Origin of the sequence: Pandoraea sputorum, from assembly GCF_000814845.2 — a bacterium.
In the GTDB taxonomy this organism is placed as follows: Bacteria; Pseudomonadota; Gammaproteobacteria; order Burkholderiales; family Burkholderiaceae; genus Pandoraea; species Pandoraea sputorum.
Genome location: NZ_CP010431.2, coordinates 1 through 18,585, shown reverse-complemented (window position 1 = coordinate 18,585; position 18,585 = coordinate 1). Strand labels below are relative to the sequence as shown.

Sequence of the window (18,585 nt, the reverse complement as noted above, 5' to 3'; positions counted from 1 at the left end):
GTCAGAGCGTCATGACGTAGGTCGCGATGAATGTCGGCATAAACCGCGCGATGACAAAACGCGGATTCGGTTGCTCGTCTTCCGGAAAGCCTTTCAATACAAACCCCGCTTCCAGTTGTCCGGCGATCTGCTCGCTGAGGCTGAGACCGAAGACGAGCGCGCCCGCCGCGCTCAGCACCGGGGCTTGCTGACCGCCTCCGGACGCGAGGCACAGCTAATCGTCTTTGCGCGCAGTGCCCATAACGTCGGCACTTACGGGACGCGACCATTCGCATTGTTTCGCCGACTGGCGATCCCAGGCGCCGCGGTCGTGTTCTACAACATCAGGGAATGTCGCGTTTGTTGCGCCACATCCCTCCGAAGGAAAAAGCGCTGCCATTTGGGGCAGCGCTTTTGGTCGCGAAATACCGCCCCGATCAGATCACGCCTTGCGCCAACATGGCATCGGCAACCTTTACGAAGCCAGCGACGTTGGCACCGTTGACGTAGCTCACCGAGCCATCGGCACGACGGCCGTGATGCAGGCAAACCTCGTGGATGCTTCGCATGATGTCGTGAAGACGCGCATCGACTTCCTCGCGCGGCCACGAGATGCGCATGGCGTTCTGGCTCATCTCCAGCCCTGACGTCGCGACACCACCGGCATTGCTGGCTTTGCCCGGCGCGTACAGAATCCCCTTGCTCTCGAAGCGCTTCGCGGCCTCGTTCGTCGACGGCATGTTGGCGCCTTCCGCGACGCAGATCACGCCGTTTCCGATGAGCGTTTCGGCGTCATCGGCGTTGAGTTCGTTCTGCGTGGCGCAGGGCAGCGCGACGTCGACCGGAATGTGCCACGGGCGCTCCCCCGCGAGGAACTTGCTGCCGGTGCGTTTGGCGTAGTCGCTCACGCGTCCGTAGTGATGGTTCTTGACGTCCATCAGTTCGGCGAGCTTCTCGCTCGTGAAGCCGTCTTCATCCACGACCGTGCCACTCGAATCCGACACGGTGACGACCTTCGCGCCGAGCGCCATCGCCTTCTCCACGGCGTACTGTGCGACGTTGCCCGACCCGGAGACGCTCACGCGCAAGCCCTCGAAGCTGCGCCCCGTCTGCTTGAGCATTTCTTCTGCGAAGTACACAGTGCCGTAGCCAGTCGCTTCGGGGCGAATCAGCGAGCCACCGAAGGACAACCCCTTGCCAGTGAAAACACAATCGGCGCGGTTCGAGAGCTTCTTCATCATGCCCGCCATGAACCCGACTTCGCGACCACCGACGCCAATGTCGCCCGCAGGCACATCGGTATCGCTGCCGACATGACGGAAGAGTTCGGTGACGAACGCCTGACAGAAGCGCATGACTTCACCGGGGCTCTTGCCCTTCGGATCGAAATCGGAGCCACCTTTACCACCGCCCATCGGCAGCGTGGTGAGGGCGTTCTTGAAAGTCTGCTCGAAGGCGAGGAACTTCAGGATCGAGAGATTGACGGACGGGTGAAACCGCAGGCCGCCCTTGTAGGGGCCGATGGCGGAACTGTGCTGGATGCGATAACCGCGATTGACCTGCACGTCGCCGTGATCGTCGACCCACGAGACGCGGAACATGACGGTGCGCTCCGGCTCGACCAGACGGTCCAGCAGACCGTGTTCGGCGTATTTGGGATGTTGCGATATGAACGGCCAGAGGCTCTCCATCACCTCCGTGACAGCTTGCAGGAATTCCGGTTGGCCGGGGTTGCGCTCAGCGGTAGTGCGCAGAAAATCGTCAAGTGATTGATATTTCATCTCGGATGCCCATCGATGGTGCTTATTCTTGTGCAGAGAAAGTATTTTGCACCAATTAGGATCGCGATATGATCGGAAAACAAAAATATCAGGGGAAATACGGTGGTTTGTGCTGTGATTTGACGTAGTGCAAAGTAATTGTGCTGCCTGACGGCGATTTACCTATTTGCCTCCATACATCGATGCTTCACGTCCCTTCGTCGCATCAGTGCTTTGGTTGTGTTGTTGATGTCCGCAGTTCTCGAATACCTCTCTGTGTGAATCCGGCGCCATCGGGCGTCTGTTTGATCGCTGGTGTCCCCCACTGGCCCATTACCAGGAGCGAGCGCAATGGCAGAAACTCTCATCAAGGTCGACCTGAACCAATCCGCCTACGAAAACGAACAAGTCCACAACCGTTGGCATCCGGACATTCCGATGGCTTGCTGGGTCAAACCCGGCGACGACTTCATTCTCGAAACCTACGACTGGACCGGCGGCTTCATCAAGAACAATGACAGCGCGGACGACGTTCGCGACATCGATCTTTCCATCGTCCATTTCTTGTCAGGTCCTGTCGGTGTGAAGGGCGCGGCGCCGGGCGACCTGCTTGTGGTGGATCTGTTGGACATCGGCGCGAAAGCGGATAGTCAGTGGGGATTCAACGGCTTCTTCTCGAAGACGAACGGTGGGGGATTTCTGACGGATCACTTTCCGCACGCGCAGAAATCGATCTGGGATTTTCACGGCCTGTACACGAGTTCGCGCCACATTCCGGGCGTGAATTTCGCGGGGCTGATTCATCCCGGACTGATCGGTTGTTTGCCGGATCCGAAGTTGCTTGAAACGTGGAATGCGCGTGAAACCGGTTTGATCGCGAAGGAACCGCAGCGAGTGCCGCCGCTCGCGAATCCGCCGTTTGCGGCGACCGCGCATATGGGGAAATTGTCGGGGGCTGCCAGGGAGAAGGCGGCGGCGTCCGGTGCGCGAACAGTCCCCCCGCGCGAGCATGGCGGTAACTGCGACATCAAAGATTTGTCACGCGGTTCGAAGATTTTCTTCCCGGTTTATGTGGATGGCGCTGGGCTGTCTGTTGGCGACCTTCACTTCAGTCAGGGCGATGGAGAGATCACGTTCTGCGGCGCGATTGAAATGGCTGGCTGGGTGCACATGCGCGTGAACGTGATCAAGGGCGGAATGGAGAAGTACGGCATTCGCAATCCGGTGTTCCAACCGAGTCCGATCACACCGACGTACAACGACTACCTGATCTTTGAAGGCATCTCGGTCGACGAACACGGGGGGCAGCACTATCTGGATGTAACGGTCGCCTATCGCCAGGCGTGTCTGAACGCCATCGAGTATCTGAAGAAGTTCGGCTATTCGGGTGCGCAGGCCTATTCGATTCTGGGATGCGCGCCGGTGCAGGGGCATATCAGTGGTGTCGTCGATATTCCGAATGCCTGCGCAACGCTCTGGCTGCCTACGCAGATCTTCGACTTCGATATCCGCCCGAACGCCGATGGCCCGGCGAAGCATGTGAAGGGCGGCGTCGAAATGCCGTGTTCGCCAGATTTGGCGAAGTCCTGAAGCGCCGAACGTGACGGAGATAGCAATGCCGATATACGACTTCGAATGTGGGCGCTGCGGGACGTTTGCGGTGATGCGACGGATTGCAGATCGTGATGACCCGTGTCATTGCCCTGAGTGTGGAGGGGAAGGGTCGAGAGTTATATCCGCGCCAGCGTTGGCGTTGATGGGGAATGCAAGCCGTTCCGCGCATGCGACGAATGAACGCGCTGCGAATGCACCACGGCAATCCGGAGATGCGTCGACGCTGAGGCATCGGGCGGGATGTAGCTGCTGCTCGGGAGGGAAGGTTGCTCTCGCAGGGACAGCGGCCTCAGAAGGGTTTAAACGTCCCGCAGGCAGGCCGTGGATGATCAGTCATTAGCACTTCTTGTTTGGTGCTGGTTTGACAGGTGATAGCCCCTCGGGTCGCAAGATTCGAGGGGCTTTTTGTTTGCATCACAATCCACGCCATCTCGCTTTGGAAAATCGCCTCATCCCGTCGATGCGGCAACATTTGGGATTATTCCCCGAAATCGCCGTTGCTTCAGACGATAGACTGCTGAACGTCCGACATCTTCCCGCCTAATGCCTGTCAGGGTTCCGACACGGCGCCTCACGCGTCACGATCCGATACAAACAACGGCTCACGTCCTGACACCGCTCCACATCCACACCGTTCATAACAGGAGACGGATTTGCTTACAGCAGTCGGTGTTGCAATCATCGTTGTCGTAGTTGGGTTGTTGCTCACGCGCAGAAGTAATCCCATCGTCGGCCTTACCTTGGTGCCTCTGATCGGTGCCGCACTTGCCGGATTCGGCGTCGATCAGATCGGCGCGTTCTTCAGTTCGGGTTTGCTCAAGGTCATGCCGGTGGCGGCGATGTTCATGTTCGCCATTGTCTTCTTCGGCGTCGTGCAGGATGCGGGGCTGTTTCGTCCACTATTGCGCGCAATGTTGGTGGCGACGCGCGGCAACGTGATCGCAGTCACGGTCGGGACGGCGTTGCTCGGCATGGTCGCGCATCTCGACGGCGCGGGCGCTACGACGTTCCTTCTCACGATTCCGGCACTGCTACCGCTGTATCGGCGATTGAACATGAGTCCGTACCTGATGCTCATGCTGCTCACACTTGGTGCGGGAATTTTCAACATGACGCCGTGGGCGGGCCCGCTCGGTCGGGCCGCGGTCGTATCCGGTATCGAGGCGACGGAGCTTTGGCGGCCATTGATCGCGATTCAGGGGATCGGCGTGGTGTTGCTGGTCATGCTGGCGGTGCTGCTTGGCCTTAGGGAGGCAAAGCGGGCACGTGCGTTAAGCGCCTCTGGTGTGTCGTTGTCGGAAGAGGGCGATGAGCGAATTGACGACTGGCGGTCGATAGACGCCGGGGCTGGTGAATCGAGCAGTCAGAAATGCTCCGTCGATGACGTCGTTGTGTGCAACGGGTTCGGGCATCGAAGACTGATGTGGCTCAATGGTGCGATCTTCGTCATGGTATTGGCGGGACTTGTCACAGGCGCGCTGCCGTCCACCTACGTCTTCATGATCGGTCTCGCCGTGGCGCTCTCCATCAATTTCCCGAACGCGCGCGACCAGATCGAGCGTATCAAGATGCATGCCCCTAATGCGCTGGTGATGAGTTCGATCATCATGGCTGCCGGTGCCTTTCTGGGCATTATGGACGGTAGCGGCATGCTCAAATCGATGGCCGGCGATCTGACGCAAGTCCTGCCGACCGCGCTGACGCCCCATCTGCACCTTGTACTGGGATTCTTCGGTGCGCCGATGGAGTTGGTGTTGAGCACGGACGCGTATTACTTCGGCTTGTTACCCGTCGTTCAGGAAGTGGTATCGAGCTTCGGTGTGTCACCTTCGGCAACCCTCTATGCGATGACAATCGGCAACATCGTCGGCACCTTCATCAGCCCGTTCTCGCCCGCCCTTTGGCTAGCTCTCGGGTTGGCAAACCTCGAGATGGGTCGGCACATCCGCTATTCACTGCTTACCGTCTGGGGATTCTCTGTCGTGTTACTCGGCTGTGCCGTGGCACTCGGAAGGATTCCGATTTCCATGTGAACACTGCGAGTGCGCGCTGGCAATTCAGAGCGTCCGGAGATTTGAACTGGCCCCCAAGCGTTGGACGTGAATCCAACCCTTGGGGGCCGGTTCATTTCCGGACCGATTTCCGTCACTTTTCGACGCCCTCCAGCAGGCAGAGGTGGTCGAGGTCGCCATACGCTAGGGACAACTCGAGCGTGCCGCAGATGCGGTTACGAGCGAGGTCCGCGCTGAGCACACCAGCCACTAACAAGACGGGAATCAGACCTGGCAAAAGCGCAAGGTCCGAACACAACACGTGCAACAGGACGGGGCCTGGTTCGCAGCGACGTGTGACGCGCTCAACAAGTTCGTCGGTCAGGTACGCACGAGTCTGGTGGGTCGCCTGTTTGAGCATCCTCGAATTCATCCGTACAGGATGGGCCTCGCTCGCAGGAAGGACGACTGTGCGCAGTGGGTAACCATTGGCAGCCAGAATCGAACGGGCCCGGGCGACCTTGGCCCAGTACACGTCGTCGCCCTCAAATCCCTCGACCTTGACCTCAACGGCATCGTGCAAACCGTCTTGCCAGTCAATGCTGAAATCGGTTGTGTAGAACTTTGGCCCTGGCACGTCGCGATGCCTGTGCCATGCTTCGCGCACAGCCTGCCGCGTGAGCAGCAGGCGCTGGTCAATCAAATCGACGCAAAACGGCTGCGGCTGAAAGGCCCTGACGCGTGGGTCAATGGCAAGAAGATGCGCGACAAATCGTTCAGCTTCGGATTCGACGATGAGATGGCCATCCCCCTTCTCGCAATAGGTGCCGAGCTTGGCCTCGCCGTACGTTGAAGCGTTGTGACGGATGCCGGTGTTGGCCGAGTTCAGACGGCCGCGCCGGCCGTAGGATGCTGGCGTTGGACTCATAGCGCACCTCCGGCATTGCGCCGTAGCGCGTTGCCCAGGGAGCGCGTTGTGACGCGTGTAGACCACCCTGTGAAAGTGGGCACGTACGAAAATGAAGTGCGGTTGCTGTCAAGCATCAGGCGGTCAATCGAACTATGAACCGCGCAGCTTACTGAAAGTATTTTCGCAAAAAATAGATGCGCCTTCGCCGACGTTACGCCCAAAATCGTAAAAAATGATTAGCTGCGAAGGGATTTTCTCGGTGAAAATTTTTTTCGCGTTACATCCTTGTAACGTCAGCGTTACAAGGTGTCGGAAGTCAGCGTTGCGGTGCGCGACATGGCGGGTACGAACACCGGCCATTTCGTTGCAAGCGGACGAATCAGGGTAATGCAGCGTGCCTAGCTTGTGGCCGCGACTGACTGAGTGAAAACTGGCGTCGTGGCCCGATTCCCCTTCGTAGCCCCTGGCTGCCCGTCGGCGCTTCGGGCAAAGCAGACTGGCGTTCCTCGAAACGGCGATGGCAGAAGCACGACGCTTTGCCTTGCGCCGCAAAACTACCCCCAAGTCATCCAGAATATGGCCTGTTCCATCGCCCGCACCTTCGTCGCACCCTCTCATAAATAGGGGCTCGACCGCGTGGGCGGGTCGCAACTTCGTACATAGGCTGTCTCTGCAATCTGCATGCCAGCATTGCGCTGTCACCGCTTTACCGTAGTCAATACGGGAAGAATTTTCAAGGCACGTGGGTAATTTCCGAGATTCCCCAGTAGTCCCGCCAAATCTCAGGTGAATTTCTCTGGCAATCAACGCTACGGGGAAAATTGAGCTCTTGGCTGCTCGTTTGCCGCTCGCTCAAATGTTGATATACAGGTTTCCGAAAATCATGGTAACGCGACCAGCATTGTCTATTATCTTCACGTTGATTAACTTTACATTTGAAATAGCAGAAAATACCTCTCATTGCCATTAGACGGCTCGAATGAGCTTACCAAAATGACGATTTGTAAGGTATCTTATTGACCGCATGGTGAACCGTTGGCGAGAGTGCCTCGCCTCATGAAAATGAACACCAATGCTGCTCAAGTCGAAAAAACATAAGACGCCAGACACGGGGAATTCTATGCACGTTGATATTGCAGGGCGAGTGGAAAACCTTGCCCTTCCCATTACGCAGCCGTACATCCCGGTCTTTGAATGCATCGTCAACTCTCTGGAGTCAATTGACGAGTCAGCACGCAAAGACGGACGCATTGATGTCTATTTCCACCGAGACGACAGGCAGGGTCGCTTAATCGACAGTGGCGACGACTACCTGGGCGCAATTCGCGATGTCACCATCGTGGATAACGGTGGCGGGTTTTCCGACATTAACGCAAAGGCATTTTTCGTCTCCGATTCGACCCGCAAAGCAGCAAAGGGGAACAAGGGCGTCGGGCGCTTCACGTGGCTCAAGGTGTTTGAGAAGGCGACGATTGAGAGCGTTTACAACCAGGGCGACGAACGCTATCGTCGCAGTTTCGAGTTTCGGAAATCAGAGGAAGGTGTCGAGAACGAAACGCTCGACCTTAGCGAAGCCAGCGAAGTAAAGACGACGGTAAAGCTGCTCAACATTAGGTCGGAATATCAGAAGCATTTTCCGAAATCGCTCGATACTCTGGCGCAGAAAATTATTGACCACCTTGTCATTTACTTTCTAAGCCCCGGATGCCCAGCGGTGTGGATTCACGATGACGAGCACGAACCAATCAATCTGAACGAGTACTTCCGCGCCGAGGCCGACACCCGTACAACCGCACATAAATTCACGGTCGGCAACCACACGCTGAACGCGGTCATTGTTCGCTTTGACTCCAGTTTGAATCGGCGGCACACCGTCTCCTACTGCGCCAACAAGCGGGAGGTCGTCTCCTGGGGCGTAGGTTCACGTGTTCCTGACTTCAAAACAAGATTCGTCGATGACACGGGTAAGTCGTTTGTTTTCAAGACGTATGTGTTCGGGCAATACCTCGATTCGCGTGTTGATTCATCTCGTACGCAGTTGGTTCTATCCGGCGAAGACGAGCTCGAACTCGATGATGAGCTGAGTCGACCACAGCTCGACACGGCAGTGACGGACGTCGTGAAGAGCGCGGCGGCCCCGTACATGAACACGTTGCGTGAAGAGAAGCGACGAAACATCGAAACGCTGGTCGCCAACAAGGCCCCGCAGTACCGCTTCATGCTTGGCGAAAGGTATGGCCAGTACATTGACCGCATCTCCCCAAATGTATCCGACGACCAGTTGGACATTGAGCTGTATAAAGTCCAGAAGGATATTGAACTCGCCCACAGAGAGCAGGCGCGGCAGATTGAGAGTCTGCCGCTCGATGGTCACCGGAATAATGAAGCGTACAAGCAACTGCGCGAGCAATTCCTTCGTGAGGAGAACGAGCTTGGCCAGGCGGCTCTGGCCAGATATGTGGTGCATCGTAGGACCATCCTCGAGCTTCTCGACAAAGCTCTCGAAACGCAGGACGACGGACGCTACGTGAAGGAAGAAGCTGTTCACAGCATCATCTTTCCGATGCGTGCAAGCTCCGATGACGTTGACTTCGACCGGCAGAATCTTTGGGTCATCGACGAACGCCTAGCGTACCACTGGTACCTTGGGTCCGACCTGCCGATTAGTCGGCTCAAAGTAGTCAATTCTGACGAAAAAGACGAACCTGACATCGTCGTTTTCAATTCCGCGAAAGTGTTTGCTGAGGCGAAGCGCAGCTTCAACTCTGCCGTAATCGTTGAGTTCAAACGCCCCGAGCGCAACGAATACCCATCAACGGAGGAAGACCCCGTCGAGCAGGTTATACGCTACGCTCGAAAACTTCGTGACGGCAAAGCCAAAACGGAAGAAGGCAGAACCATAGAAGTTGCGGAAACGACGCCGTTTTATGCGTACATCGTGTGCACCCTGACTCCCAAGATACGAGACATAGCACTTACCCGAGACTTCATGGTCACGCCGGACGGCGCAGGGTATTTTAAGTTCCACACTCAGCTGAATTGCTACATCGAAATTCTCTCGTATGACAAGATGCTGGACGACGCTAAAAAGCGAAATCGCGCGTTTTTTGAAAAGCTGCAAATACCGATGCTTTGAACGTAGCTTCAGTCTGAATCGCCTGGCGTCGACTTTCCCTCGGAATTCGGAAGTCACCATGGCACTGGCCAACTTGTATCGCAATTTCGACTTTGACCTACGAGAATATCGTCTATCACAAAGGGCAAAAATTCTTCCAGATAAAGTAGTTAATTCGCGGCCAGCAGTTCACTGAGGAATGTCAGCGCTTGAACGCACATGTATTTCTCGAATGGAACGGCCAACTCTTTTGTCGTGCGACTAAACTTGCCTGCGCAGCGCATCGTTGCAAGCAGGAACTGCATTAACCAGGAGACGGAAACATTATGGGAAGCACAGGTTCAGGCAGTTTTTCGGATTATTCCGGTTCGAAGCAACCAGAAAATGCGAGCAAAGGGGCAGGCGCCGGCGGTGGGGCAAGCGGCGTTGACCGATGCAAGCAGGCGTTCTCATGTGTATTGGAAGAGGTAGCTCAATGCGACTACTACGGGACACATAAAGCAGTTCCCGCTCCTGGAACGCAGCTCGGCATCATTGTCGCAGGACGCGTTTTCGCGATTGATGCAAACGGCCTTAAGGTTGGCGCGCTTCCCACGTCATTCAACTACCTTGCTGGTTGCCTCGCGGAGGGAGCCACCTACATCGGAATCGTCAAGTCTTCAGCGCTTGCACCGATGCCGTCAATCGAAGGCGATTTCGTCCCACAATAATCATGGTCCACACTGACGCGGTATTGATTGTTGGGGAAGTTGTTATCGACTTCACTCTTGCCCGCAAGGACGTCCCCTGTAAACTTCGGTTAGGCGGCGTCGTCCACGCGGCAAGAGGTCTCTGGGCGTCCGGACTGGAGTACTCAGTTGCGGCCTTTTGTCCGCAGTACCTCGCAGACGAGGCGCGCCGTTACCTCTCGGCACATGGTTGCAAAGAGTTCATCTGGCTCGGTGACGTCGTCGGGTCACCCAACGTCATCGTCATCGGCGACCCGACAGAAGTCTCTCACCAGGGCTACGAGGATTTGCTGCGCGAAAGCAAGCGAGTGGAGCTGCGCGAGCATTCTCCAAACCTAGAGAACTACGGAAAGGTAGTTATCTTCCCGGGCAAGTTTGACGTCACAGAATTGATAGGAGAATTTTCGCCCGACGCAAAATTCACGCTTGACATCGCATATGACGTCGAAGACCTGTCTTCGCTCCAAGCTTTCCGCGGACGTACAGACGCAATAGTCATCTCGACCTCGTCGCCACTCTTTGCAGCAACCGGAAAAGAGAGGGTCGACGATTTGCTTGCTGAAGTTAAGACACTATTGCCGGAAGTCTTCCTCCTGAAGGAGAATCGCGGCGGGAGCAGACTTTTTCATTTCAAGACCAACAGTGTCGACGAGATTCCGGCGTCATTGGGAAGCACGGTGAATTCGGTCGGAGTGGGTGACGTCTATTCGGCCGTTATGGTCGGTTTCTCAAGCAGGGGCTGGCTTGAAGCAGCATGGCGTGGGTGCCAGGCCGCGACATGCTACTCCCAGACTACGTATCCGGATGACTTCAAGCGGGACGTACAACGGACCTTGAGGTTGACGGTCGACATGCTGTGCGGATTGGGCGGTACATTCCTGCCATGGCATGACCGTCAGCGGTTTCCCATCTATGTTGCCGCACCGGATTTCTCCTATGTTTATAAGCCGGAGCTTGAGCGCGCTGTCGAGAGTCTGGAGTACCACAACTTCCTGGTTCGACGCCCGGTCCAGGAGAACGGGGAGCTCGCGCCGCCAGCCAGTCGGGCTGACTTGCATCGCACATATCACAAGGATTGTCAGCTATTGCGCGACAGCGCTGCAGTCTTCGCTGTACCGCTTGGGAAGGACCCCGGCGCGCTCGTAGAATTAGGTATGGCCATCGCACTGGGAAAACCGGTCATCACATTTGACCCAAGAAACGAGAACAACAACACCATGGTCGTTGTCGGGAGTTCTGTATACTCTGCGGACCTTGATACTTGTCTTAACGGCGTCTTCGACGTGCTGGCCAAATTGAGGGCCGAATTGCCATGAAAGAAGTTCTTCTTCTGGCCTCTGGCGGACTCGACTCAACTACAGTTGCATACCAACTCGCGTCGGAGCGGGTTGACGTCGTACCCATGTTCTTCGACTACGGGCAGCATTGCGCAGAAGTTGAGTGGAATCGCGTCAACGAGGTATTGCCTGCAAGTATGCGCAGACCGGAAAGGAATGACATATCAGACCTGTTCAGGGGGTCGCAGTCGCGCTTGATACGCGAGGCCGACTTGTGGAATGAGGAAATCAAAGACGATGACCTATACATTCCATACCGGACCATGCTCTTCTTCGCAGCAGCTGCGGCTCGGGCGCAAACCATCGGCATCCTGGACGTGTACACCGGCTTTATCAATAGCAACCATGCCAAAGAAATTGACTGCACTACTGCATTTATGAACAGCCTCGACGGACTTACATCGAGCATTGGTTCAGTGCGGTTCCATTCTCCGTTCCGCTACTCGTCGAAGGCAGACGTGGCCCGTGCGGCGCTCCAACTGGGTGTGCCAATCGGACGAACGTATTCTTGCCAGGCCTCCGGACAGTTCCCGTGCGGTGCGTGCCCCAATTGCGTCGAGCGGCTCAATGCACTCAAAGACGCGGGACTGGTATGAGACCGGCTGGAACGAAGAGCTCCGCCATCGACATTCTGCTTGCAGCGCGTCGTATCGCTGACTATGCCAAGGATGAGGGTGCACTTCGCGAGCAGAAAGTCCCGCGTGCCACATGCGAGCATGTCGGGGCAGTACTTGCAGACTCAGTGCTCCAAGCCGGGCTCAATTACACGACTGTTGTTCGTCCGCGTGTATTGGCCATTCTGCGAACCTATCCCGAGATGGATTCAGTGTCTTCGTTGGTGACATTGGTTAAGGAGCACAGGACTGGAGTATTCCTGAACTGGCGCCATCACGAGAAAGTGACACGGTTCGAGGCATTAGTCCACTATCTCGCGCAGTGGGACGTTGACCGAGCCGATGACCTTCGGGCACGCCTGGCGTGCGAGGAGTTTTGCCACGCCATTCAAGGCATCAATGGCGTTGGTCCCAAAACAGTCGATTATATGGCTTGCCTCGTCGGAATCGACTCCATCGCAGTCGACCGCCATGTGCGCACGTTCGCGAAGAAGGTCGGCGTGGAGAACGACGACTACCAGTTTTTGCGAAGGTCGTTTTGCTGCGCAGCGGACCTACTCGCGGTGCCGCGGCGGGAATTCGATGCGTGGCTATGGCGAAGGGCCGCGTCGCCAGCACCCATGCAGCTTAATTTGGGTATCTGACAAGCATACATTTCGGTGTTCGTCCCAAGGCCGGCATATGCTCCATGACGCAACGTTTGCGCAGCTGCAACAACGCTACTAAGCAACGGCTCGATGTCGAATGTCTTCCAGCACTTGCACAATCTGGCTTACCTGCGCGGAATGGAACACACCCAGCGGTCCCTGGGCGTTCACATCGGTATGTGGTGAAGCAAAATTGTGCCGGTGCTAGTGGAGATTCGTTAAAGGGCGGCGGCCTGACGATGAATCACCAATAAATCTAAGCCATCAATAAAAAAGACCCATAAATTTCTCAACTTATGGGTCCCTGATTCTTAGGTTATGCGGCTATCTACAACAACCATCAAACGTCAATATTCCCAGCCCGCAGCGCGTTGCTCTCAATAAACGCGCGGCGCGGTTCAACATCGTCACCCATCAGCGTGGTGAAGATGCCATCCGCTGCGATCGCGTCTTCGATCTGAACGCGCAGCAGGCGGCGCACCGCCGGGTCCATCGTGGTTTCCCACAGCTGTTCCGCGTTCATCTCGCCCAAGCCCTTATAGCGTTGCTTGGAGAGCTTGCTCTCGGCGTCCGCCATCAGCCACTTCATGGCCGACTTGAAGTTCGTCACCGGTTGCGAGCGTTCGCCGCGCTTGATCGTCGCACCTTCGCCGATCAGACCCTTGAACGTTTCCGCCGTCTTCTGCAGTTGCGCGTAATCCGCCGTCTGCAGGAAGTCCGGATCGATCACAGTGACCTTCACGTTGCCATGGTGACGACGGTCCACGCGCAGCGAAACCACCGGGTCCGCGTTCTCGACTTCTTCCGTCACCGCCGTGATCGTGATCTCCGGGGCCAGCGGGTCATTGCTGAGTGCAGCTTCCAGCGCCTTCGCCGACTTCGCTGCCGCTTCCTCGGTGTCCAGATTGATCTCGACGCCCTCGGTCACGGCCGTCAGCACCGACGGCTCATACAAGCGGCTCAAACGCTCGATCACACCGTCCGACAACTGATAGCTGCGCGTCAGCTCGCCCAGCGCGTCGCCCGAAATCGGCGCAGCACCCGTCGACGGCGTCAGCTCGGCATTGTTCAGCGCCAGCTTCAGCATGTACTGCGCCAGCTCGCTCTCGTCCTTGATGTAACGCTCGTCCTTGTTGTGCTTGACCTTGTACAGCGGCGGTTGCGCGATATACACGTAACCACGCTCGATCAACTCCGGCACCTGACGGTACAGGAACGTCAGCAACAACGTGCGGATGTGCGCGCCGTCCACGTCAGCATCGGTCATGATGATGATGCGGTGGTAACGCAGCTTGTCGATGTTGTAATCGTCCTTGCCGATACCGCAGCCCAGCGCCGTGATCAGCGTCACGATCTGCTCGCTCGAAATCAACTTGTCGAAGCGCGCCTTCTCAACGTTCAACACCTTGCCGCGCAGCGGCAGAATCGCCTGGAACTTACGGTCGCGACCCTGCTTCGCCGAACCACCTGCCGAGTCGCCCTCGACCACGTAGATTTCGCACAGCGCCGGATCCTTCTCCTGACAGTCCGCCAGCTTGCCCGGCAGACCAACGCCGTCGAGCACGCCCTTACGACGCGTCATTTCACGCGCCTTACGTGCCGCGTCGCGCGCACGCGCCGCTTCCACGATCTTCGTGCAAATGATCTTCGCGTCGTTCGGCGTCTCTTGCAGGAAGTCCTCAAGCGCCTTCGCCACATACTCTTCCACCGGCGCACGCACTTCCGAAGACACCAGCTTGTCCTTCGTCTGCGACGAGAACTTCGGCTCCGGCACCTTCACCGACAACACGCAAGTCAGACCCTCGCGCATGTCGTCGCCCGTCGTCTCGACCTTCGCCTTCTTGGCGATCTCGCTCTCGGCAATGTACTTGTTGATCACGCGCGTCATCGCCGCACGCAGACCCGTCAAGTGCGAACCGCCGTCACGCTGCGGAATGTTGTTCGTGAAGCACAGCACCGTTTCGTTGTAGCTGTCGTTCCACTGCATGGCGACTTCCACGCCGATACCGTCGCGCTCGCCCATCACGTGGAATACGGTCGGGTGCAGCACCGTCTTCGACTTGTTGATGTACTCGACGAAACCCTTCACGCCACCACCAAAGGCGAAATCGTCTTCCTTGCCCGTGCGCTGATCCGTCAGACGAATGCGAACGCCGTTGTTCAGGAAGGACAACTCGCGCATGCGCTTGGCGAGAATGTCGTAGTGGTATTCGACCTTGCCGAAGATCGTTTCGTCAGCCAGGAAGTGCACCTCGGTGCCACGCTTGTCGGTGTCGCCCAGCAACTTCAGCGGCGACGTCTCGACGCCGTCGACCACCTCGAGCTCGCGGTTCTGCGGCACGCCCTGGTGGAACTCCATGAAGTGCTTCTTGCCGTCGCGACGCACGGTGAGCTTCAGATAGGTCGACAGCGCGTTCACGCACGACACGCCCACGCCGTGCAGACCGCCCGACACCTTGTAGCTGTTCTGGTCGAACTTGCCGCCCGCGTGCAGTTCCGTCATCACGATTTCCGCCGCGCTACGCTTCGGCTCGTGCTTGTCGTCGAACTTGATGCCCGTGGGAATGCCGCGACCATTGTCCGTCACGGAAATGGAGTTGTCGGCGTGAATGACGACGTGAATGTCGTCGCAGTAACCCGCCAATGCCTCGTCGATCGAGTTGTCCAACACCTCGAAAACCAGGTGATGCAGGCCCGTGCCGTCCGACGTGTCGCCAATGTACATGCCGGGACGCTTGCGTACAGCCTCCAGACCTTCAAGGATCTGGATGGAGGCTGCGCCGTAGCCGTTTTCGGCCTGCTTTTGCTGTTCGCTCATGACAATCTTCCGGTTACTGCGTCATTGCTGACGAATTACTGCTTCATGACCTGCCGCCCCCCGCACGCTTTTGGCGCTCCGAAGGCCGCTTATCCCGCAAAAGGATAATTCTCTAGAAACGCCAAAGGGGCGCTCGGCCCCTTCGCGCATGTGTGACGGCGCGTATGGCGGAATATCCGCTCAGATGCGCATCGGCATGACGACGTATTTGAATTCGTCGTTGTCCGGCAGGGTGATCAGTGCGCTCGAATTGGCATCGCCAAGGCTCACCTTCACTTGCTCGACCTTCAGGTTTGACAGCACGTCGAGCAGATACGTCACGTTAAAGCCGATGTCCACCGACCCGCCCGTGTAATCGATCTCGATTTCTTCCTGCGCTTCTTCGTTTTCGGTGTTGTTCGCGCTGATCTTCAACTGGTTTTCGCTCACCAGGAAACGCACACCCTTGAACTTGTCCGACGTAACGATCGCCGCACGTTGCAGCGAACGATGCAGCTCTTCACGGCTGATCACGAAGCTCTTGTTGTAACCCTTCGGGATCACACGATTGAAGTCGGGGAACTTGCCCTCGACCAGCTTCGACACCAGCTCGACGTTCGCGAAACGGAACTTGACCTGGCTCGGCGCCACGTCGATCTGCACCGGATCGTCGATGTCTTCGAGCAGACGCTGCAACTCGAGAATCGTCTTGCGCGGGATGATCACTTCCTGACGCGCAAACTTCTCACCGGCAATCGTCGTATTGCAGTACGCCAGACGGTGACCGTCCGTCGCGACCGCTTCGATCTTCTCGCCCTCGACCACCAGCAGCATGCCGTTCAGGTAGTAACGGATGTCCTGCTGCGCCATCGCGAAGTGCACCATGCCCAGCAGTTGGCGGAACGCACGCTGCGGAAGCGCGAAGCTCGCGGCGTAGTCGTTGGCTTCGGCCACCGTCGGGAAATCTTCTGCCGCCAGCGTCTGCAACTGGAAACGGCTCTTGCCCGCCTGCACCGTCAGACGCTTGTCCGACAGCGAGAGCGCCACTTCGGCGTCCGGCATGTTGCGCAGGATGTCGAGCAGCTTGCGTGCGGCCACGGTCGTCGCCACATCGTCGGCGCCGGCACCGCAGTCAGCGGTCGTGGTGATCTGCAACTCAAGGTCGGTCGACAGGAAGGAAATGTCCTGTCCGTGCTTGCGAATCAGCAAATTGGCCAGAATCGGCAACGTATGGCGACGCTCGACGATGCCACTCACAATTTGCAGCGGCCGCAGCAGATTGTCTCGTTGAGTTTTGACCAATTGCATATTTATCCTTCGTAGTAACTGTTAACGGGTGCCAGTTTCTGCTGAAAACCCGAAGATTCCCTTATCAATCAATCACTTGCAGATGGGATAACAGGGCGGAAAACGCTGTGGACGAACCGGGGACGCATTGTGCGCCGATCCGCTATTGTGCCCGAAAACACCCGTTCCCCCCAAACCGCACCCAGCTTATCCACAGGGATGCAGGCAACCCCGCCCGTCCCCCTGCGCCTTCGCTGGCTGTTACCCCTTGAGCGTCTGCTCCAGCACGTGCAACTCGTGATTGAGCTGCGCATCCTTGCCTCGTTCTTCCGCAATCTTGCGTACCGCGTGCAGCACCGTTGTATGGTCGCGGCCACCGAACAGTTCGCCGATTTCCGGCAAGCTCTTCTGCGTCAGTTCCTTCGCCAGATACATGGCAATCTGCCGCGGCCGTGCAATATTGGCAGGCCGCTTTTTCGAATACATGTCGGCGACCTTGATGTTGTAAAAATCGGCGACTGTCTTCTGAATGTTCTCGACGGAAATCTGACGATTCTGAACCGTCAACAGATCCTTCAGCGCTTCCTTCGTCAGCTCGATCGTGATCTCACGGCCGTGGAACTTCGAGTACGCCAGAATCTTGCGCAGCGCGCCTTCCAGTTCACGGACGTTCGAGCGCAGGTGCTTACCGACGAAGAACGCCACGTCCTCCGACAATCCCACGCCTTCGGCCTGCGCCTTCTTGATCAGGATCGCAACGCGCATTTCGAGTTCGGGCGGCTCGATGGCCACCGTCAGTCCCGAGTCGAAGCGCGAAATCAGCCGGTCGTCGATGCCGGTGATCTCCTTCGGATACGTGTCGCTCGTGATAATCACCTGCGCACGATTCGCGATCAGCGCCTCGAACGCATAGAAGAATTCTTCCTGCGTACGGCTCTTGCCGGAGAAGAACTGAATATCGTCGATCAGTAGCAGATCGAGCGAATGGTAATAGCGCTTGAATTCGTCAAATGCCTTGCGCTGATACGCCTTCACCACGTCGGATACGTACTGCTCGGCGTGGATGTAACGAATGCGCGGGTTCTGTTTCTCGGCCAGCAACTGGTTGCCGATGGCGTGGATCAAGTGGGTCTTACCCAGACCGACGCCACCGTACAGGAACAGCGGGTTATACGAAGTCCCCGGGTTGTTCGCCACTTGAATGGCGGCGGCACGGGCGAGCTGGTTCGACTTACCCGTCACGAAGTTGTCGAAGGTCAACACCGGATTGAGCTTCGAGCGCTCGTAGATCGACTCGACTTCGCCGACTTGTGCGGGCTCCTGCGGCGTGACGCGCCAGTTGCGACGCACGGCTTCGGCTTCGCTCGCTTCCAGATCGGGACGTTCGCCGTCGAGCGCAGCGGCATCCGCCGCATGGTTGCCATTTGCGCCTGCCAATGCCGTGTGGGCAGCAGCAGCCGTCGGATTGGCGCGCGCGACGGTCGTCGGCACAGGGGCGGGCGCAGCACTCGGTGCAGGCGGCGGAGTCACCGTCGTGGAAGAGGGCACCCGCAAACCGGCCTTCGGATCGAGGACGAACGTCACCTCGATCGGGGCATTCCAATAGTCCGACGCCATGCTCTGGATACGCCCGGAGAATTGGCTCTTCACCCAATCCAGCTTGAAGCGGTTGGGTGCGCCAATCTTGAGCGTGCGCGCCTGTTCGTCGAAATCGAGCGGTGCCAGCGGTTTGATCCAGGTACGGAACTGCTGAGGCGTGAGCTCTTGTTCGAGACGGGTCGCGCAGTGTTGCCAGAAGTCGTTCAT

The 18,585-nt window shown here is 57.3% G+C and carries 14 protein-coding genes; 8 read left to right on the top strand and 6 right to left on the bottom strand.

The window, feature by feature from the left end:
- Position 1: 1 nt before the first annotated feature.
- Positions 2–178 carry a hypothetical protein gene (locus NA29_RS26535; RefSeq protein ID WP_371328952.1) on the bottom strand — a complete coding sequence of 59 codons (177 nt, stop codon included), beginning with the start codon at positions 176–178 and terminating at the stop codon, positions 2–4.
- Positions 179–416: 238 nt separating this feature from the next.
- Positions 417–1,760 carry an NADP-specific glutamate dehydrogenase gene (gene gdhA / locus NA29_RS00065; RefSeq protein ID WP_039394299.1) on the bottom strand — a complete coding sequence of 448 codons (1,344 nt, stop codon included), beginning with the start codon at positions 1,758–1,760 and terminating at the stop codon, positions 417–419.
- A 330-nt stretch (positions 1,761–2,090) separates the two neighbouring features.
- Between gdhA and fmdA the strand changes: the two genes are divergently transcribed.
- The 3 genes from fmdA to NA29_RS00050 all read left to right on the top strand — a co-directional run bounded on the left by fmdA (position 2,091) and on the right by NA29_RS00050 (position 5,386).
- Positions 2,091–3,329, top strand: coding sequence for a formamidase (gene fmdA, locus NA29_RS00060; protein ID WP_039394296.1), 1,239 nt, complete (start codon positions 2,091–2,093; stop codon positions 3,327–3,329).
- Positions 3,330–3,354: 25 nt separating this feature from the next.
- A complete protein-coding gene (locus NA29_RS00055) occupies positions 3,355–3,693 on the top strand; it encodes an FmdB family zinc ribbon protein (protein WP_039394293.1) in 339 nt (112 codons plus the stop codon).
- A 313-nt stretch (positions 3,694–4,006) separates the two neighbouring features.
- Positions 4,007–5,386: a CitMHS family transporter gene (locus tag NA29_RS00050; RefSeq protein WP_039394291.1), complete on the top strand. Its 1,380-nt coding sequence runs from the start codon at positions 4,007–4,009 to the stop codon at positions 5,384–5,386.
- Between the two features lie 112 nt (positions 5,387–5,498).
- On the opposite strand, the gene NA29_RS00045 is transcribed toward NA29_RS00050, so the two are convergent.
- Positions 5,499–6,272: a hypothetical protein gene (locus NA29_RS00045; protein ID WP_039394289.1), complete on the bottom strand. Its 774-nt coding sequence runs from the start codon at positions 6,270–6,272 to the stop codon at positions 5,499–5,501.
- Between the two features lie 1,054 nt (positions 6,273–7,326).
- On the opposite strand from NA29_RS00045, the gene NA29_RS00040 reads away from it, so the two are divergent.
- From NA29_RS00040 to NA29_RS00020, 5 genes are all read left to right on the top strand, one after another.
- On the top strand, positions 7,327–9,390 hold the full coding sequence (locus NA29_RS00040) for a Shedu immune nuclease family protein (RefSeq protein WP_039394286.1): 2,064 nt from the start codon (positions 7,327–7,329) through the stop codon (positions 9,388–9,390).
- Positions 9,391–9,695: 305 nt separating this feature from the next.
- Complete coding sequence (locus tag NA29_RS00035) at positions 9,696–10,079, top strand: hypothetical protein (protein WP_224786747.1); 384 nt, start codon at positions 9,696–9,698, stop codon at positions 10,077–10,079.
- Positions 10,080–10,081: 2 nt separating this feature from the next.
- Positions 10,082–11,413: a nucleoside 2-deoxyribosyltransferase gene (locus NA29_RS00030; protein WP_052252402.1), complete on the top strand. Its 1,332-nt coding sequence runs from the start codon at positions 10,082–10,084 to the stop codon at positions 11,411–11,413.
- On the top strand, positions 11,410–12,030 hold the full coding sequence (locus NA29_RS00025) for a 7-cyano-7-deazaguanine synthase (protein WP_039394284.1): 621 nt from the start codon (positions 11,410–11,412) through the stop codon (positions 12,028–12,030). Before NA29_RS00030 ends, NA29_RS00025 begins: the two co-directional genes overlap by 4 nt.
- Positions 12,027–12,692, top strand: a complete 666-nt coding sequence (locus NA29_RS00020; RefSeq protein WP_039394281.1) for an HhH-GDP family DNA glycosylase — start codon at positions 12,027–12,029, stop codon at positions 12,690–12,692. The genes NA29_RS00025 and NA29_RS00020 overlap by 4 nt, the downstream gene beginning before the upstream one ends.
- A 343-nt stretch (positions 12,693–13,035) precedes the next feature.
- On the opposite strand, the gene gyrB is transcribed toward NA29_RS00020, so the two are convergent.
- The 3 genes from gyrB to dnaA all read right to left on the bottom strand — a co-directional run bounded on the left by gyrB (position 13,036) and on the right by dnaA (position 18,585).
- Positions 13,036–15,513, bottom strand: coding sequence for a DNA topoisomerase (ATP-hydrolyzing) subunit B (gene gyrB, locus NA29_RS00015; protein WP_039394278.1), 2,478 nt, complete (start codon positions 15,511–15,513; stop codon positions 13,036–13,038).
- A gap of 180 nt (positions 15,514–15,693) precedes the next feature.
- Positions 15,694–16,800: a DNA polymerase III subunit beta gene (gene dnaN, locus NA29_RS00010; protein WP_039394273.1), complete on the bottom strand. Its 1,107-nt coding sequence runs from the start codon at positions 16,798–16,800 to the stop codon at positions 15,694–15,696.
- Between the two features lie 240 nt (positions 16,801–17,040).
- A complete protein-coding gene (dnaA, locus tag NA29_RS00005) occupies positions 17,041–18,585 on the bottom strand; it encodes a chromosomal replication initiator protein DnaA (RefSeq protein ID WP_039394270.1) in 1,545 nt (514 codons plus the stop codon).

Bases quoted from the DNA above. Each gene is read 5' to 3' on its own strand.
- NA29_RS00025 (WP_039394284.1), top strand. From the start codon at position 11,410: ATGAAAGAAGTTCTTCTTCTGGCCTCTGGCGGACTCGACTCAACTACA.
- gyrB (WP_039394278.1), bottom strand. From the start codon at position 15,513: ATGAGCGAACAGCAAAAGCAGGCCGAAAACGGCTACGGCGCAGCCTCC.
- gdhA (WP_039394299.1), bottom strand. From the start codon at position 1,760: ATGAAATATCAATCACTTGACGATTTTCTGCGCACTACCGCTGAGCGC.
- NA29_RS00045 (WP_039394289.1), bottom strand. From the start codon at position 6,272: ATGAGTCCAACGCCAGCATCCTACGGCCGGCGCGGCCGTCTGAACTCG.
- NA29_RS00030 (WP_052252402.1), top strand. From the start codon at position 10,082: ATGGTCCACACTGACGCGGTATTGATTGTTGGGGAAGTTGTTATCGAC.
- NA29_RS00040 (WP_039394286.1), top strand. From the start codon at position 7,327: ATGCTGCTCAAGTCGAAAAAACATAAGACGCCAGACACGGGGAATTCT.
- fmdA (WP_039394296.1), top strand. From the start codon at position 2,091: ATGGCAGAAACTCTCATCAAGGTCGACCTGAACCAATCCGCCTACGAA.
- NA29_RS00020 (WP_039394281.1), top strand. From the start codon at position 12,027: ATGAGACCGGCTGGAACGAAGAGCTCCGCCATCGACATTCTGCTTGCA.
- dnaN (WP_039394273.1), bottom strand. From the start codon at position 16,800: ATGCAATTGGTCAAAACTCAACGAGACAATCTGCTGCGGCCGCTGCAA.
- dnaA (WP_039394270.1), bottom strand. From the start codon at position 18,585: ATGAACGACTTCTGGCAACACTGCGCGACCCGTCTCGAACAAGAGCTC.
- NA29_RS00035 (WP_224786747.1), top strand. From the start codon at position 9,696: ATGGGAAGCACAGGTTCAGGCAGTTTTTCGGATTATTCCGGTTCGAAG.
- NA29_RS00055 (WP_039394293.1), top strand. From the start codon at position 3,355: ATGCCGATATACGACTTCGAATGTGGGCGCTGCGGGACGTTTGCGGTG.